Annotated in this window: 15 protein-coding genes; 2 read left to right on the forward strand and 13 right to left on the reverse strand. The window is 39.4% G+C overall.

The genetic code is table 11. The annotated features are described in order from the left end of the window. Window positions 1–279: 279 nt before the first annotated feature. From R2Q84_RS11480 to R2Q84_RS11500, 5 genes are all read right to left on the reverse strand, one after another. The gene (locus R2Q84_RS11480) at window positions 280–768 is read right to left on the reverse strand and encodes a DUF5018-related domain-containing protein (RefSeq protein WP_316816684.1); all 489 of its coding nucleotides are present in this window, start codon (window positions 766–768) and stop codon (window positions 280–282) included. Window positions 769–782: 14 nt separating this feature from the next. Beyond that, complete coding sequence (locus R2Q84_RS11485) at window positions 783–2,672, reverse strand: RagB/SusD family nutrient uptake outer membrane protein (RefSeq protein ID WP_316816685.1); 1,890 nt, start codon at window positions 2,670–2,672, stop codon at window positions 783–785. 19 nt (window positions 2,673–2,691) lie between these two features. After that, the gene (locus tag R2Q84_RS11490; protein ID WP_316816686.1) at window positions 2,692–5,997 is read right to left on the reverse strand and encodes a TonB-dependent receptor; all 3,306 of its coding nucleotides are present in this window, start codon (window positions 5,995–5,997) and stop codon (window positions 2,692–2,694) included. Between the two features lie 216 nt (window positions 5,998–6,213). Beyond that, a complete protein-coding gene (locus R2Q84_RS11495; protein WP_316816687.1) occupies window positions 6,214–7,257 on the reverse strand; it encodes a FecR family protein in 1,044 nt (347 codons plus the stop codon). Between the two features lie 110 nt (window positions 7,258–7,367). After that, window positions 7,368–7,946 (reverse strand): RNA polymerase sigma factor, encoded by a 579-nt coding sequence (locus R2Q84_RS11500; RefSeq protein WP_316816688.1) that lies wholly within the window; start codon window positions 7,944–7,946, stop codon window positions 7,368–7,370. Window positions 7,947–8,173: 227 nt separating this feature from the next. Here R2Q84_RS11500 and R2Q84_RS11505 point away from each other — a divergent pair, with 227 nt between their 5' ends. Continuing rightward, the gene (locus R2Q84_RS11505) at window positions 8,174–8,845 is read left to right on the forward strand and encodes a MarC family protein (protein ID WP_316816689.1); all 672 of its coding nucleotides are present in this window, start codon (window positions 8,174–8,176) and stop codon (window positions 8,843–8,845) included. A gap of 103 nt (window positions 8,846–8,948) precedes the next feature. On the opposite strand, the gene R2Q84_RS11510 is transcribed toward R2Q84_RS11505, so the two are convergent. The 3 genes from R2Q84_RS11510 to R2Q84_RS11520 all read right to left on the reverse strand — a co-directional run bounded on the left by R2Q84_RS11510 (window position 8,949) and on the right by R2Q84_RS11520 (window position 10,880). After that, the gene (locus R2Q84_RS11510; protein ID WP_316816690.1) at window positions 8,949–9,260 is read right to left on the reverse strand and encodes a hypothetical protein; all 312 of its coding nucleotides are present in this window, start codon (window positions 9,258–9,260) and stop codon (window positions 8,949–8,951) included. Window positions 9,261–9,457: 197 nt separating this feature from the next. Further along, a complete protein-coding gene (locus R2Q84_RS11515) occupies window positions 9,458–9,814 on the reverse strand; it encodes a hypothetical protein (RefSeq protein ID WP_316816691.1) in 357 nt (118 codons plus the stop codon). Window positions 9,815–9,839: 25 nt separating this feature from the next. Next, window positions 9,840–10,880 carry a methyltransferase gene (locus tag R2Q84_RS11520; protein WP_316816692.1) on the reverse strand — a complete coding sequence of 347 codons (1,041 nt, stop codon included), beginning with the start codon at window positions 10,878–10,880 and terminating at the stop codon, window positions 9,840–9,842. 223 nt (window positions 10,881–11,103) lie between these two features. Between R2Q84_RS11520 and R2Q84_RS11525 the strand changes: the two genes are divergently transcribed. Beyond that, entirely contained in the window at window positions 11,104–11,478 is a 375-nt protein-coding gene (locus tag R2Q84_RS11525; RefSeq protein WP_316816693.1) for a hypothetical protein, read from the forward strand. Between the two features lie 116 nt (window positions 11,479–11,594). Here R2Q84_RS11525 and R2Q84_RS11530 read toward each other — a convergent pair whose 3' ends face one another. From R2Q84_RS11530 to R2Q84_RS11550, 5 genes are all read right to left on the reverse strand, one after another. Further along, complete coding sequence (locus R2Q84_RS11530; RefSeq protein ID WP_316816694.1) at window positions 11,595–12,893, reverse strand: gluconate:H+ symporter; 1,299 nt, start codon at window positions 12,891–12,893, stop codon at window positions 11,595–11,597. Window positions 12,894–12,898: 5 nt separating this feature from the next. Beyond that, on the reverse strand, window positions 12,899–14,395 hold the full coding sequence (locus tag R2Q84_RS11535; RefSeq protein ID WP_316816695.1) for a gluconokinase: 1,497 nt from the start codon (window positions 14,393–14,395) through the stop codon (window positions 12,899–12,901). A 218-nt stretch (window positions 14,396–14,613) separates the two neighbouring features. After that, window positions 14,614–16,044, reverse strand: a complete 1,431-nt coding sequence (locus tag R2Q84_RS11540; protein WP_316816696.1) for a Gfo/Idh/MocA family oxidoreductase — start codon at window positions 16,042–16,044, stop codon at window positions 14,614–14,616. Window positions 16,045–16,208: 164 nt separating this feature from the next. Beyond that, entirely contained in the window at window positions 16,209–16,958 is a 750-nt protein-coding gene (locus R2Q84_RS11545) for a DUF4998 domain-containing protein (RefSeq protein ID WP_316816697.1), read from the reverse strand. Window positions 16,959–16,977: 19 nt separating this feature from the next. Beyond that, window positions 16,978–18,213: a DUF5000 domain-containing lipoprotein gene (locus R2Q84_RS11550; RefSeq protein WP_316816698.1), complete on the reverse strand. Its 1,236-nt coding sequence runs from the start codon at window positions 18,211–18,213 to the stop codon at window positions 16,978–16,980.

Below are 18,213 nucleotides of genomic sequence, written 5' to 3' on the forward strand. Positions count from 1 at the left end.
TCATCTATCTACATCGGGAATAGCATCTACATAAAAACGGAATATAAACCATTTATAAAACCCAGACAATGAACTATACAACCATTTTAATGGATAATCTTATCATCAAAAAGATCATATAGATTGCCAATCATCCCATCTTAATCTCTCTATATAAAACGAGAAAAAGAGGATGCAGTAAACTTACCTGCACCCTCTACTAACTAATCACCAAGTAACAACTATTAATACTGCAAGAAATATTCTGATCTCCGGCAAGTTTAACTTTTTGTATGTGCCTTAGAGATTGGTGAAAGACGTTACATTAATTGTCCATACTCTACTCGTTCCATTTGCCGCAGTTACAGTGTACTTTAGCGGTTTGGTCGCATCCGTAGGATCACCAAGTGCAGGTGTTCCACTTACCGGGGCAATTGTAGCAGCAGTAGAAATGTTTACGAAAAACCACAATTTACTTTGCACTACTTTTGCTTTCTCAGCAGCGCTGAACGAACCATTAGCAGCAGGTACGGTAATCGCTACATTAATTACCGCATTTGTTTTATCAATCCCCCCTACCACGGCAACACTTAGTGGCTGGTAGGCAATAACAGGCTGACCATTTTTAATTACAGTACCTGGAAAGCGATATTCTGCACCAACCAAAGTAATCTCCTTGTCCTCGAACACAGGATAATCTTCTAATCCCTTTTTTAAACACGAAGTTGTCAAGGTAACTATTAGTAATAATATAGAAGTTGATATGTATTTAAGATTTCTTTTCATCATCAAATGTTATTAGGTTACCAGTTAGGGTTTTGAGGCGCAAAATTAGGGTTATTGTCTATCATCCCCTGTGGAACAGGGAATAGATATCTTCTTTCAGAAGAAAATTTACGTTGGTTATAAGTCGTTCTAAAAGGCCCGGTTACTATAGAAAATGATTTACGGTCTTTTGATATATCCATTACACGAACTGGCTCTGTTAATCCAGCTATTGTATTTCCAGGTGTCAAGCCATCATTAGCGTCACCTCCATATCTACCCCAACGTAATAAACTGAAATAGTAATCATTTTCCTCTGTGAGCTCTACGCGGCGCTCTCTCTTATAATCTCTCCAGGCAACAGTTGAACTACTAGCTGTAGAAGCTGGTATTTTACCATGCATTACCCGTGTTTTATTAAAATTGATTACAGCATTGGCTACATCTCCTTTAAGCAAATAGGCTTCTGCCAAGTTCAGGTATACCCTACCCAAACGCATACATACAAAGTGATAGTCTGTACTTACACTATTTAAATAAGATGGATTAACATTGGTGTAAATCCCCTTGCGCCAGTACATATTACTTAAAGTAAAGGCGTAATCCCCGCCGTTAATCTCACCTAAAAACCTTGCTGCATTCCCTCTTAGACCTGTGGTAAACAACTCATTGTAAAAACGGGTCGAATCACTGATTATAGAAGCTTTCCATCTCGCATCACGGTTTTCGTTGGTTAAAGTCCAAATGGTTTCCGTACTGCCGGGCTTAATACGACCCATTTTTACCAGCGTTTCATCATTTAGTTTAGCTGTTTTATCATGCGGGAAGCCTGTTCTGGAAAAAGGAGCCAGCACATTCACTGTTTCATCTATCGCATTCATGTATTGCGATGTCTGGTTCCAGGCTACAACTCTTGTTGGGTCAGCCTTATCAATTGTTAAATAATCATCTGTTAAATTTTGCGCAGGGAAATTCTCTGGCCAGCACTCAAAGGGAACGGATTTAGTAAACAAAGGTGAACCTTGAAATTTATTAATTTTATCCGCTGTTATATTCGGCATAGCATTTTGCATAGGTGTACTCGAAACAGTAGTATTTATTGCCTTTCTGTAAATGCCATAAATAATTTCGGGCGATGTACTTTTAGTTTCATTAAACATGCCTTCATAGTCTGTTTCTAATGTATAACCACCATCAATAACAATTTGTGCATTAGCAATAACCTTATCCAATAACGGATCGTTTGCAGCCACATTCGGCGCATTCGGATAGTTTTTATAGGCCAATGCCTGTAAACATACTTCGGTTAAAAAAGCTGCTGCAACATATTTATTTGTTCTTCCGCTTACCTTCGCAGTAGGCAAATCAGCTACAGCTTCTTCCAGATCTTTAATGATGTAATTATAGCTTTCAGTTGGGTTGGCTGTTGTAGGTAATTTAAATTCATCATTTTCAGTTAGCACCTTATCAATCCAAACAATACGGCCAATGTTACGTGCAACACTATAATATGACATGGCCCTTAAAAATTTAGCCTCAGCAATTAATGCCTTTTTGTCAACATCAGCAATCCCCGTTGATTCGGTAACATTTTTAATGATTACATTACACCGGCGGATCGATCCCCAATTATTAAACCCAAAATCGCTACGGTTAGTTAATCCCCCCGTTTCACTAAAAACGGTACTTGCGCCCCCAATTCCTCCCTGGGCAATGATATTTGTCGTATAGGGATCTGAGCCAGGTCCACTTTGATAACTGCTCATAATTCCGTAGGTACTAAATATAAAAGTCTCGGCGTTGGCTTTGCTACTCCATATAATGTCAGCGCTAATCCTATCAGTGGGCAGGGTGTCTAATACCTTTTTACAAGAATTTAGCACTAGTACACCTGTTAAAATCCCTATGGTTGTTATAAATTTTTTCATAATTTTTAAAAATAAAAGATTAAAAACCTGCGGCTAAACCTATCGCAAATGTGCGCTGTATAGGATATTCGTAGTTATTTAAGTTATTTGTACCAGATTCAGGGTCAAGAAAGTAGTCCTGACTTTTAGCTGAGGTTAACAAATTGGTTCCTGACACAAATAAGCGCAACTGCTGAAAAGGTATCTTTTTTAGCACCCCTTCCTTAAAGTCGTAACCCAACTGCACATATTTTAAACGAACATATTTCGATTGGATCAACCAGGCATCAGAAGGTCTAAAGTTATTTCCACCATTTATACCAGGTGTTGAAACAGCTCTCGGAAAACGTGCATCTGTATTATCGGGACGCCAGTAATCCAGTTGGTACCCATATACCAATTGATTTTGATTACTTGAACCCTGAAGTACATCACCAATATATCGATCCCGGTTACCAGCACCTTGTACCACTGCATTAAATGAAAACCCTTTGTAACCTAAATCCAAGGTAATACCATAGTTTGTGCGAGGGAAGGCGCTGCTGCCTATCCGTCTTTGGTCATCATCTGTAATCCTGCCATCACCGTTAGCATCAAAATACCTTAAATCTCCTGCAATAATATTCGCATTATCAAAACGGGCACCTGTTAATAACTGGCTATTATCAGTATAAAAACCTAAGCTATGCAAGCCGTTACCAAAAAAATTGCCCGCCGTATTGGATCTTCTGTTGTAGGGGTTTTTAATCGCACCTTCACTTTCTGTAGGGAATCTCTCCCAGAGCGTATTTGATCTTGTAAAATTGACACCAACTTTATAGCTGAAGTCTTTAATATTACTAGCATAATTTACATTGAATTCGAAACCTTCTGTTCTAAAGGCAGCTCCGGGCACATTTACCAGTGGCAACCCTACACCTAGCGTTGAAGCAAAACGAGGATCGCTGGCCACAAAGCCTTTTCTACGCGTATAGAAATAGTCGAAACCACCTGTTAACCTATTGTTTAGCGTACCAAATTCAAGCCCTAAATTCCTACTGGCTATTGTTTGCCAGGAATACTGGCTTCTTGGTAAAGCCCCTGGCTCAGAACTGCCCTGCACCAGGTTACCATTAATAACCCATGCATTTGCATTTAAACCATAAGCAGGAACATACTGAAATGGTAAAATTTCCTCTCCTGAAATTAAATCCTTTTTATCTCCTAACTCCCCATAAGAACCTCTTAGTTTTAAGAAATCAAGAATGTGTTTTTCCTTTAAGGATTTCATGAAATTTTCCTCAGAAATAACATAATTTGCCGACGCAGCATAGAATGTTCCCCATTGGCTTCCTGGAGGAAAAATAAAATCACCATCTCTTCTGATTGATCCTTCAACCGTATACTTTGATTGGTAAGTATATTTTAACCGGGCTAAAATTGCAGCACGTCTTTTTTCGCCCTCGCTACCATTAGTGGTGGCATTTAATGTTGGCCCCGCTATAATCTGGTCAAATATGATCTGATAATTTTGTCTCATTCCATTAACGAAAGAAAAATCATCTGTCTGACGTTCAAAAACACTTGTAAAATCAAATGCATGATCACCAAATGTCTTATTATAAGTCAAATAACCTTGCAGCGTAAGGGTAGCGCCTTGTCCTTGCTCATTAGTTAAGGACGGCGGCCCCGCATTTATTGGTGTTTTACTTCCAATGTTGTATGCAGGTGCTAAATAGCTCCATATTTTTCTAAAATTATTATAAGTGGTATAAGCCCCGTTCACTTTTAATTTTAGTCCATCTAAAAATGGGGCACTATATTCTAAGCCCAGGTTTGAGTTGAAAATTTTAGCAGTGATTTTGTTATACCCAGAAAGGGGATCTAATTCTCTTACCGGGTTATCTGGCTGAGAGGTAGGTAAACCAAACTCATTTACGGCCAATTGAGATGGCTGTCTATTTTGAATATGGCTATAAACACCGCCGTAACCTGCATAAGGCTGAGAATTCGCCTCAATAAACCCATCAATACCTGCTGTAATTCGAAGGTTAATCTTTTCGATATCACTTGTCGTATTTAATCGATAGGTAGTACGCTTGTTAAAGTTTTTTTCGGTTCTTAATATCGTTCCCTGATCGTAATGCGAAAGCGAAGCATAATAAGTTAACGCTTTGGTACCGGAAGTTAGCGACAAATCGTGCCTCATCTCCGGTGCGAAATCTTTCATAGTTAAAGCCTGCCAATCAGTATTGGGGAAAATTAAAGGATCGGATCCTGTTCGTACTTTTTCCAAATCCTCTGGTGTTCTAAAAGGACTTCTACCTTCAAAAGCCGCAAGATCGTTGAGCGCAACGGCTTGCTCATAGGCACTTAATTTTTCCGGGAATAATGTTGGCTGAGAAAAAATTTGATTGTATGCATAATTTATGCTGGCCTGCCCCTCTTTCCCACGTTTTGTAGTTACAATAACTACCCCGTTAGCAGCCGACACACCATAAAGTGCGGTCGCCGCTGCATCTTTTAATATTGAATACTCTTCAATATCATTTGGATTAAGGTTTGCAAAGTCATTTGAAGAACGAATAACGTTATCAATTACAAATAATGGAGTACCGCCTCCCCGAATTGAAATGGTGCTTTTAGACCCAGGTGCACCATTATTTGCCGTAACAATAACCCCTGGTAACCTACCCGCTACAGCATCGTTAATCGATGCCACGGGTATTTGGGCTACATTTTTCATATCAAGGGTACTTATGGCACTCGTTGTAGCGCGCCTGGTCGTTTTACCATAAGCCTGCACCACAACTTCATCAAGACTATTGTTAGAAGCTTTTAAAACAACGTTCATCATCGTAGCGGAAGCAGGTATTTCCAATGTTTCAAAACCAATAGTAGAAAAAACTATGGTCGCATTGTCAGGAACTTTCAGACTAAATCTTCCCTGATTGTCTGTTGATGTTCCCATCCCTTTTACTCCTTTTACTGAAACTGTCACTCCCGGAAGAGGAACCCCTTCAGTGTCTTTAACTGCTCCCCTAATCGATACATCCTGAATCGTGTTATTACGAGGCAAGATCGTAACCAGATTATTTTCCTGAACATAAAAACTTAGTGCGGTCCCCTCTAAAAGCTCACGCATCACATCTTCCAGGGAAGCCTCAAAGGTTTTTATACTTACTGTTTTGTTAAAAGGGCCCTCTGTAGGACTATAAACGAAACGATATGAACTTCTTTTTTCGATGATCTGTAGCGCTTTCTGAAGTTTTATATTCTGCACATCAAGCGATAGTTTTTGCTGCGAAAAAACCTTCGCAGAAACATTTAAGCAGGTGATCAATACAATGAAAAATGCAATCTTCATTTGAATAATAATTTTCGCGAGCAGTCTAATTTCAGGCCGCGCTTGGATAAGGTAAATCTTAATCATATTTTTGAATTTTGATTGGTTAATTTGGGGCCCAACTCATTTTTGCAATGCGGCTCCAGATTCAAAAAAGATCAAAAAACATTCTGGGGGAAGTGTTCGAGCACTTCCCCTTTTTTAGTCTTTGACCCAGGTTTATTTTGGTTAGGTTTGTTATTTAGTTATAAAAACTTGGTCTCCTTTCTTTTTAAAGTTAAAATATTTCACTTTCTGCAGATTGTGCAAAACGGCTAGCACATCTTCATTTTTAAAGTTTGCCGTGTAAATGTATTTTCCAACCTCTTTGTCTTTAAATTCTATTCTTATATTAAACCATCGTTCCAGGATTGGTTTAACTTCAAGAAAACTATTTTCAGAAAAAATCAGGTTATTATCTGTCCAAGCCGATTCTACGACTTCTTTGTTGACCACAGTAAGGCTTCCAATCTCAATTTTAGGTAGCTTTTCCCCAGGATCTGTTTTTGTTGCTGTCAAAATTGGTTCCGGACTGTGATAGATCACTTTTTGTCCCCGTTTAAGAATAACCTGGTTCTTGTTTTGAGAATGATCTTCCAGCTTTATGATCCCTCTTAACAAAGCTACTTCAGCCCCTTTCTCCCCATCATAACTCTTCACATTAAAAGCTGTCCCCAGAACTGTAATATTGAAATTTTTCGTAGAGATAAAGAAAGGTTTTTCCTTGTTATGTTTTACATCAAAGAAGGCTTCTCCCGTTAGTTTCACCCTTCGATGACTTTTATTAAACCCATCCTCAATTTCAATTTTACTATCAGCATTGAGGAATACAAGGGTACTATCGATTAACATAACCTTTTTTCGCTCGCCTTTCTGAGTAGTTAGATCATTCGCCTTATATATGGCTTTCTTTGTTTCCGCCGAGTTAAAATATAATATTCCAAAGAGTACGGCTATAAATATCGCAGCTGCAATCCCATAGTAAGTAAAACCAATTCGTCTGACCTTTACTTCTGATGAGATTTGTCGATCTAAAAACGCAAGCTGTTCGTTAACCGGTTTCAAATTTCCACTCAAAATCTGATAAAGCTGTCTGGCCTTATTAACGACGTTATTTTTCTCGGGATGATTTTCGATCCAATTTTCCCAGAAAACTACACATTTCTGGCTGCTACCTTCACAATACTGCTTAAAGGTATCATCCATTAAAAAATCTTCTGGCTCTTTGTATTCGTTAATCATTATTTGGTGCTCTTTTATTACCAGATCCCAAAATGTCTGACTTTTACCAAAAGAATTTCACTTTTTTTTCTAGCTGAGCAGAAAATCTAACAAAAACAGGGATAGAAGCCTTAAAAATGAAGATTTTCGCGAAGAAATTTTAGGGCTGCATAAATGGTATTGTAAGCGGTACGAACGGTCAACTGGCTTCGTTTTGCGACCTCTTCATAACTTAGCCCGTCATAGAAACGCAACTGTATAAGCTTGCGTTGCTGAGGTGTTAATTTTTGTAAAGCCAATATGAGCCTGTTTTTAACCAATTCATCTGCCTGAACCTTGACGATCAATTCTTCATAAGACATTTCCAGAAGCGCTTCATCATCCCGGACAATCAGCGCAATGGCTTTATCCAGTTTTTGCTGGCGTTCAATTTTCTTTAATATCTTGCGCTTTAACGCAGTTCGTAAATAGGATTCCACATGGTCTACCCTTGGTAAATGTTCATGTTTTTCCCAAATTTCAAGAAATAGCTGATTTAATGATTCGCTGGCAATCTCCGGATCGCTGCATACGCGTAAACCAAAACCACCTAAACTTCTATAAAGGCCTTTATACAGGTTAAAAAAGGCATCTTTTTCACCAAGACACATTGCTTCCCACCACAAACTATGCAGAGAAATTTCCTCATCCAAAACCTGTTTTTTGTCCATAGTTACTGTGTCAGATCTCCCGGTAATTTTTATGATTTAAAAAAACAAAGGCCAGTTGAGCCCCTATACTCCTATTATCTGAATGGTTCAAATGTAAAATTTTTGATTGATAATTTACCTTACATGTAAATATTTTGATTACCCTATCCCCGAATTCCGTTTGAAGAATAGAACTACAACATTTCGTTTTTTGTTTCTATTTTAGACCTCATGAAAGCATCATACATATGACCGAATTTTATGAATCTTTTGTTCACTTGATATTTATAGGCATCATTGCCCTATTTCCAGTAGTGAACCCTATCGGGTCAGCATTTATGGTAAGTCCCTTTTTTGAAAATCTGAACGCGGTTCAAAAAAGAGCTGCAGTTACTAAAATTACCCTTTATGCACTGATAATTTGTACAGTAGCTTTATTTGCAGGGCAGTGGATATTGATGCTCTTTGGAATATCAATACCCGTTGTACAACTGGCCGGAGGCATAATGATTTGTAAAATGGGATGGGAGTTCCTATCTACAGATCAGAAAAAAACATCTCCCGATGAAATCACTGAAGAGGTTGACGCGCTTGCTTATGAACACATCGCAAACAAGCTTTTCTACCCAATTACTTTTCCTGTAACTACCGGCGCAGGAACGATTTCAGTCCTTTTTACTTTGAGTGCACATGGGGCAGTATTTGGAAGTAAAGCTTATTTCATCAATACAGGTGCAATATTAATTTCCATTGTTGTCATGTGCCTAATGATATACTTCTTTTATCTAAACACAAAAAAAATGATCCATTATCTGGGATCAAATGGAGAAAACATCGTAAACAGAATTTCTGCCTTTTTGATATTTTGTGTAGGCCTTCAAATCGGCCTTACGGGACTAAAATCACTCTTTAAAATCTAAGTATCTAAGTCAACTTAGGTATAGCATTTTCTTTCATTTCAGTATAACAAAAAAAATGGCCGGATTAATCCGGCCACTTCATATAATAGGTGATGTAAATTCCTTATTGAACTACCTTACCTTCTTTGTCAATTTTAAGAGATCCAGTTTCTTCTCCTTTTTTCACATTGATCAGATAATATTCTGTTTTATCAGCATTTACAACCAGAAATGCTGCAGTTGGCGTCCATTCTTTAACCGCATCTGCTTTTAAAGTCTCTTGAACTGGTGCAGGAAGATCTTTTAATTCTACCGGCGTTTTTGTTGTGCTATCCTGATATACAGCAACTTTAATTGGGTTTTTGATTTCGCTTGCTTTTACTGAGGTTAATCCTGCTACTGCTAAAAATGCTGCTGATAAGATGATCTTTTTCATAGTTATTCTTTTTAAATCAATTAAAATTATTGTCAATTATGAATAAACTGTGCTTGATAACCGTGCCTTAACTTGATGTTTTTGGCACAAGACTGGTTTCCAGAGACTTCACTTATCCGGGTCTTTTTAAAGTTGTGGATCTTCTCTACACTCTGTTGTGCGACGCAACAAATCTTTAGTGAATCGGATGTTATTCTTTAGCGGGCTTGCTGAAAAACCAGGCAAACCGTTGTAGGATCAAGTACAGCAAACTCCCTTAATCCCCATGGCTGGTTCTTAATATAACTCAGGTTAGGGTGCAGAATCTCGGGTACCTTCTGCTTAATCTCGTTGTAAATGGCTTCAATATCATCTGTCGCAATTCTGATCTCAGGCCTCTCGCCCTCAGCAGACTCGTCAACTTTCAGCAACTGGAATGTGATCTGATCACGGCTTACAATGTATAAATTATCATCATTATAGCCTATTTCAAAGCCGAGCTGTTCAACAAAGAACTTTAAGCCAACCTGTATGTCAGCATAAAAAATTTTAGGAAGGATTTGATTTAATGCCATATATAAATTTATAAATAATACAGTTTTATTTATATGCTATTGCTGCACTTGATGGGCCTGCCAATGGGATAAGTGTGGTTGTTTTAAACCCGACAATTTTTGCCCATCTGTTAAAGTCTGCAAATGTGTAATCGAATCCTGTTCCTGTTTCAATAAGCATATTTAAACTCATCATCATGCCAAAAACGTTTTGTTTTCTTTCATCATCAATTATGCCTTCAATAGCTACAAATGCTCCATTGTCGGTAAGTGCAGCATAAGCTTTTCTCATTAAAGCTATTTTATTTTCTTCGTCCCAATCGTGCAGGATATTTCCCATTACAACAACATCTGCATTGGGTATTGGCATCGTGAAGAAGTCGCCACTTGCCGTTTTAACACGATCTGACAGCCCGAATTGCTGTATGGTAGTATTTGCAATAGGCTCAACCTGCGGCAGGTCAAAGCTTGTACAATGCATATGGGGATTATACTTTACAACCATCAGCGAGAGCAATCCCGCTGAACCACCCACATCAACTAACGTTTTATAATTTGTAAAGTCAAATTTTTGAGCGAAGGCCATAAAATTGCCCATTTGAATACCGCTCATCGCATTGGTAAATTCTTTTAATTTTTCCGGATCACTGTATATCAAACCGAAAAAATCTTCACTCCTTTTTGCTTCGTTTTGCGGAAGACCAGTCAGTAGCCCCTCGCCTAAATTACCCCAGAATCCATATAAACGATTGTTCATCATTTCAAGGATTCCTCCAATATATGAAGGCTTGTTTACATCTAAAAAAGTATCTGTATCTACCGTATTCGAATAAATAGCTGTATCCAGGACGCCCTCACGCTTTAAAAATCCAAATACAGTTAAGGCATCTAAAAAATCATAAACATTCCTGTCTGTACATTTAAGCCCTAAAAGATCCTTGATATCTTTAGCCTGCATCGTTTTCCTTTCCGCAAGCCTGGTGAATAATTGAAAACTTACTGCCGTCAAAAGAATTTTTGAAGCCCAAAAGCCTGTGCCAATTTTCATGATGTTTTCAGGCGATGGCTGGTTAGTTTGCTGTTCCATTTTTTCCTAATTAATTATCAGTTTTAATAAATTGGTGATGTCTTCCAGAAATCCTACTGGAGGTAAGCAAAAATTAGATTATCTAAAATACGGAGATTTAATTTTAAACACGTTCATATTTTCGAAATATACCCAACACGTTGTAAATATTTGTTCAATTTCTAAAGTTCGATGTAGCGTTTCTACAAAAAGAAACGATTAAGTAACAAAACCACAAACATTCATGAAAAAATCACTATTCATCATTACCGCATTTTTAGGCCTTTTCTTTACTGCCTGTAAAAAAAACGAAGAAGGTACCGGGAAACTTTATGGCAACTGGAAACTGAAAGAAACCTTAGCTGACCCGGGCGACGGTAGTGGCAGATACATCATGGTAAAAGAAGATAAATACCTAAAAATGAGCCCGTCCGGAAAGATAACGGGAGATGCTCTACCAGGCTTATCCGATTTTAAAATAGTAGACAGCGTAAGGATAGAGGTATACTCAAAAAACACGAATCAAAACTCTATCTTTTACTACACAGTAACCGGGAATACCCTTACCTTAAACCCGCCTTGCACTGAAGCCTGTGGGTTAAAATTTATCCGATATTAAAAACGCTAACCTTCTAAGATGGGAATCAGATCTGTATGATATAAAACATTTCTTTTTCCCTCTTTTGCAGAAGTAGGATACCTGCATCAACAATGTTATAACAAAGGACGATTGAACTATTGAACAATCAAACTCAGTCCTAACACGCCGAAAAGCCCTAACACCGATACAATGGTTTCCATGATTGTCCAGGTGGCAAAAGTTTGCTTTAGCGTAAGGTTGAAATATTCCTTGAACATCCAGAAGCCGGTATCGTTGACATGCGAAAACATCAGGCTGCCGGCACCAACTGAAAGCACCATTAGCTCTGCCGGAACACCCGGACCTATCAGGGGCAATACCATCCCGGAAGCGGTAAGCGCTGCAACGGTGGCCGACCCAAGCGTTACACGCAAAGCCCCTGCAATGATCCAGGCCAGCAGAAGCGGAGACAAGTTTAATGTTTGGGTCAATGATTTAACGGTTTCGCCCACGCTACTATCAACAAGGATCTGTTTAAATGCCCCGCCCGCGGCAATTATCATAACGATCATAGCAATACTCTTTACACCCTCTACGCAGGAATCCATACATTTTGCAATGCTTCGGTCCTGTAGCAACACGGTAACGAGCACAGCAATAAGCAATGCTGCGGTGGGATCGCTAAAAAAGAAAACAATGTCTTTCCAGGGCTGTGCCAGGTTGAGCGGCCCAAGTGCCGTACCGGCGATGATGAGCAGGACGGGCAACAAGGCGGTAAAAAAACTTTTTGCTGCTGAGGGCAACTCCTCATCAGCTGCAATAACGAAGTCGTTTCCTATGCTGCTAAGTTTGCCCCTCATAATGATCCTTGGAAATACAATTCCCGCTATAATGGCAATTGGAATACTTAAACAAACACCGTAGATTAATATTTTACCAATATCGGCGTGAAAAATCGATGCAAGTGCAACCGGACCAGGGTGCGGTGGTACAAAACCATGGGTAACTGAAAGTGCCGCAGCCATCGGAATACCAATGTACAGCGTGGGTAATTTGGTTGCCGAGGCAATTGCAAACACAAGCGGGATCAGCACCACGAAGCCGGCATTATAAAATAAGGGAATACCAACCATGAGTCCGGTAAGCAGTACTGCCCATTGGATATGCCGCTTGCCAAATACACCGATCAGTACATATACAATCTTCCTGGCCGCACCACTGTCCTCGATCAATTTGCCCATCATAGCCCCGAGTGCAAGCACCATGACCATACCGCCCAGTGTACTCCCGATTCCATTTGATACAGAGCTCATGACTTTCATAGCCGGCATACCAAGCAACAGGCCGGTTATAATTGAAACCGCCAGCAACGCGATCATGGGATTGATTTTTTTAATGATCAGGAAAAGCAAGACCAAAATGCCTAAAAGAACAATCAGGAGCGAGTGTATCATAGTTTTTAGGGGTTAACGGACAGCTGATGCAATGCATGCATCTGTGTTTTAAGGTTAGTATAAAGGGATTTATAAATATTGGAAAAAGCCTGGTAGCGAAGATGTGTGTCTTGCTGAGGGAAATAGTTCAAATTGGTTTGTTCAGGATAAAGATAGTCTACCGCTCCTATGATTGTTCTAATGGCGAGCATGGCCGCGCCAATCGCAGATGCATCATCATTCTGAACCAGCGCAACTTTTTTCCCCGTCACGTCTGCCAGGATCTGCGTCCAGGTGGCTGATTTTGTGAATCCTCCGCTTACCCTGATCTCGCTAATATCCTGGTAGGATTGATCCATTCCTGCCAATACCTCCTGTAGGGCAAAACAGATACCTTCAATTACGGCACGACAAAGATGAGCTTTGGTATGGTGAGTTTTGAGTCCGAAGAACATACCCGAACTGTCAGCATCCCACACCGGGGCGCGCTCGCCGGTAAGGTATGGAAGAAAAATAAGTCCTTCCGAGCCGGCAGGAATGCCAGCTGCCAGATCGAAAAATGATTGATAGCTAACCTGGTCATCTTCCAGTCCCATTATATTTCGGATCATCCACTGAATGGCCAGTCCACCATTATTAATGGACCCACCAGATACGAAATACACATCATCAAGGATATAATTGAATGTCATCACATCATTGTTGAACACAGGAGATTTTCCTGTAACACGTACAGCACCACTAGTGCCGATAGTGATTGCTGCAATACCAGTTTTTATAGCACCTGTGCCCAGATTAGCCAGGCAGCCGTCGCTCGCTCCTATAACCCACTCAGTTGTATTTTCACTTAACGGATGTTTATTTGATAATGGTTCAGCTGCTATTTTACGGATATGAGTTGTTGGAACAGGCACGGATAGTTTTTCTGTCGAAATACCAGCAAGTAATAAAGCTTCAGGGTCCCAATCGCGGGTAAGTATATTGAACAAACCGGTACATGAGGCAATGGAATGATCAATTTCCCATACGCCGAATAGCTTAAACCAGATGTACTCTTTTATGGATACGTATTTTGAAGCCTTTCTAAAAAGCCCGGGCTCATGTTCTTTAAGCCATATCAGCTTACATAACGGAGACATCGCGTGAAGCGGTGTGCCGGTACGGCGGTACAACCCCTTGCCAGTTTCCGTTTCTTTTAATGAAGCCGCAATTGCTGAACTCCTGGCGTCAGCCCAGGTTATCATAGGTGCGAGTGCACTTCCCGATGCATTGCAAAGGATCAGGCTATGCATGGCACTGCTTAACCCGACTGATATGGGGGCGGCTACACAGGCTAAAATAATTTCATGAATCCCCTCACTAAAGGCCTGCCATATTTCTTCAGGATCCTGCTCACTATAACCCGGATGCGGCGACAAAACAGGATAGTGCTTTTGAATTACCTTTAGAACAGTGCCTTTAAGATCAACTGCTAAAATCTTAACACTTCCGGTACCAATGTCTGCGCCAATGTAATACTTCATAATCAAGCCCTTTCTCGGGTCGGTTTGTATATTAATTCAGCGCTTAAGATAAGAATTAAAAATTACCCAACATGCTATACCTTAACAGACTAACACCTATACATGTTAATTTTTATGGATTTTTTTCACCCTAATATTTACGCCCATACCGGGCGCAAACAAAAATGGCTGGTTTTTCTTCCAGCCATTTAATGATACTTACTTCTTTCTGTTTCAATTTATACTTTATAATACTGTTCCCAGTCTTTACGTGGAGGAGGGCCAATAAGTAAAGCATTAGCAGTTTTATTATTTGTAATAACCTTAGTTTTACGATCAAATTTAAGTTTTGTATTTAATCTCTGAGCTATTACCCCTAAGCAGAATACCTGACTAAGAGGGCCTGCAACTGCAAATGACGAGCGTGTTTGCTCTTCTCCTTTACAGGCCTGAAGAAAGTTTTTAAAATGATTAGAAGGACTTTTTGGCACCTCTGGAAGTGAGCCTGCCATTGCCAGTGCTTTTTCTTCAGGGATAATGGTTAATGTACTATTATGAGATCCTCCCTTAAAAATAAGATCCTTGCTATAAATTATCTTTCCGGGATTTAATTTTGCAGGGCTCATAGTTCCTGTACTTGGCGGCGGTATGTTTGGATCTAAACCCGAAACGCCATACCCTTTTGGAATTGGCGGTAAATTATTTACCCCATCGTACCAGTTCACATCCAACGCCGGCATATTTCCCCGCTTTGGAAACTTAAATGCAAGCGTTGAGGATGTTGGGAAGAAGAAATCATTATGCCCTACTAATTTCGGACGAACCTCATAAGGTAAACCCAGGTCAAGGAACTCATGCGCAGTATCCAGTATATGCGCTCCCCAATCTCCGAGCGCCCCCATACCGAAATCAAACCAACAGCGCCATTGCCCGTTCACAAAATCCTTATTATAGTCGTGTCCGGTTGTCGCCATCTGCCATAAGTCCCAATCTAAACTGTCGGGCTTTGTTTGTGCAGGAGGAAAAGCTTTTATATTGACATCCCAACCATGCCAGCGTCTCCCCATATTCATATGAGCGGTTATAGAAGTTACATCTTTAATGATGCCTGCCTCTTTCCAGGCTTTAAACTGAAAATAATTAGCTTCAGAATGACCTTGATTTCCCATTTGCGTTACCACCTTATTGTACTTCTTTGCGGCCTTCATCATAAGTTCCACTTCATTGAAAGTACGGGCCATAGGCTTCTCAACATATACATGCTTCCCTAAACCCATGGCCATCATCGTTATTGGAAAATGTGAAAAATCAGGGACGCCGACAGTTACAGCGTCTATCTGATTACTTATTTTATCGAACATCTTTCTGAAATCCTGAAAACGAGGCACATCAGGAAATTCCTTTAAAACCTTTAATGTATGAGGCGCGCCCATGTCCACGTCGCATAAGGCAACAATGTTTACCAAACCAGTTCTATATAACTCAAGGATGATTTCTCCGCCACGATTTCCAATCCCAATGCCAGCGAGGTTCACGCGTTCATTTGGCCCGGCCAACCTTATATCACCCTTAGTCATACCCAACAGCATACCGGGCGTTACAGCTGCCGCAGCAGATAACATCGCTGTATATTTTAAAAAATGTCTTCTTGAAAGTTCTTTTGCAGTCATTTTCATTTGTTTAAATTTTGTTCTTCTTTTGCGATGAAGCTATCAGATTTATTCATCCCCTGCGCGGTTTAAAAAAACCATGATGGTTTCATTTGTGTTTTTAGCTTGATATAAATTAAAAAGCTTTTGATTTACTTAAATTTTGATGCGGGTAAATAACTGAATTACAGAAAAGTATATACAACTTCATCAAGTGCATTCAAAATATCCAATGCCCCTGCCGGAAGAAATGCCGTTGATACTTTGATTTGACTTCCCGCCTTCAGGCCTTTTAAAATAGTTTGAGTGTCAGTATTGACTACTTTAACCTCCTGAGCTCCTTCAATACCCTCATACTTTAATGTCGTGTATGAAATACTTGAGCTGGCTATCGGGTTCCATACAATAGTAAGATCTCCATTTTGTTGCCTGGTAATAGAAGCTATGGTTCTGTTTCTTAAATTCTTTATATAAACATCCCCAAAGACAGATACGGCTGTTTGTTTCGGTAAAGAGAAAAGACCGTTATCATTTTTCGCAATGAGTTCAAAAATATAGTCTTTCTCTTCTAAATTTTTCAGTTCGATTTCCATAGGAGTCCTTCCGTTACTTTCACGGACTACATTAACAACAGTAGAATCCTTTCTTTTATTCCAGTAAATTACTGTTTTAGTAATGCGTGGATCAGCTTTAATTTCCCATGATAACTTAGCTTTATTATATCCGGGTACGACCTTAACAGAGTCCACAACGCCCAAATATAATTCTTCACCACGATGATAAAACTCCCCCGAAACATCATACATTCCCTTATCACATGAAGTAAGCATACTTACAACAAGAAACGTAACAAAAGAGATTATTAATGTTTTACTTTTTATTGAAGAAAAATCAGATGTTCTTTTTTTTAACATGAAATATAAATATGTTTTCATAGTATGAATCAGTTTTAATCTATCGTGTACCATCATCTCCGAATATTGACAATTCCCCAAAATGAATTGCATTTGTTTTCTGCCATGTTTCCTTTATCACAAACCTTAAATAACGCATCTTCCCGACTCCGGATTCAAAAATAAACTCAAACCCGGCCTGCTCAACAGCCTTATCTTCATTAGTAGTTTGTCCATAAGGTAAACCTGAAGGTTTAATTTCTTCAAAATCCCCCAACAGCGTCCATTCATTCTTCCAATCTTGCGTTTGCCAGTAAGGGTCAAGCCGATCATGACTCATTTTATCACTTCCCCATACTTCAATATAGCGCGGGTTATGTTGCGTGAAAGAATAATCCAGTCTGTTCCAAAACATCAATCGACTAAGTTGTGCGGTCACACCAAGATCAATTGTAAATGTTTGTGGCATAATGAAAGGCTTTGTTGGATCCGTGTGCCATATTACATTAACTTTATCATCCCATACATTTGAAACTGGTCTGCCTCCGCTAACTGAATTATTATCGCCCAACAGGTATCCATCTTTAAACTTCTTCTTATCCAGCATTTTTTCAAATAACGGTGTAGCTTCCAGAATTAAAGTATCTGTTTTATTCCCAAACCGATCCATAATTTGCAATCCAAATTTTCGGTTTTTTGTATCAAATCCCCTTAGAGAACGCTTATCTATTGATTTACTTGAAAATGATAAGCTTTTCTCTTCCCATTTTCCGTCATCGTTAAGTGCATACAGAAAAAAGCCCAATAGGTCCTTATTCTCATTCTTCCACTTGAAAAGGACACCACTAAAATCAGCTTCCATTTCTATCGTTTCGAATACTGTTTTAAAATTAGGTTGCTTGGGCACAAAACTTCCTTTATAAGGCTCAGATTTGTTTTCGCTATGATCCACAAGGAAAAGCAAGAAATCAGTTTGTTTAGCCTCCACTAATCCCTCTACTGTAATAAAGTTTTGATATATAGATGATCGAGTTACCTTTTTTTCCCCCGAGCTGGAAGTATACTCGCATAAAACATAAGATATATCATTTTCATTTGGTAAATTATAGCTAATAATGGCCCCTCCTGCAGAGGGTTCAGCTTTTACATTGGTGACTGATGCGGGCGCTATTTTATCCTTTGGAAGCTGACCAATTGGCTCCTCCTTGCACGCACTAAAGAAAACAACCAATAATACTGCTATTTTGAGTTCTCTCAAAAATGGACCTTTTTGAAGGTCATTGCTAAATATCTTCAT

Source organism: Pedobacter nyackensis, assembly GCF_032678475.1.
GTDB classification, from domain to species: domain Bacteria; phylum Bacteroidota; class Bacteroidia; order Sphingobacteriales; family Sphingobacteriaceae; genus Pedobacter; species Pedobacter nyackensis_A.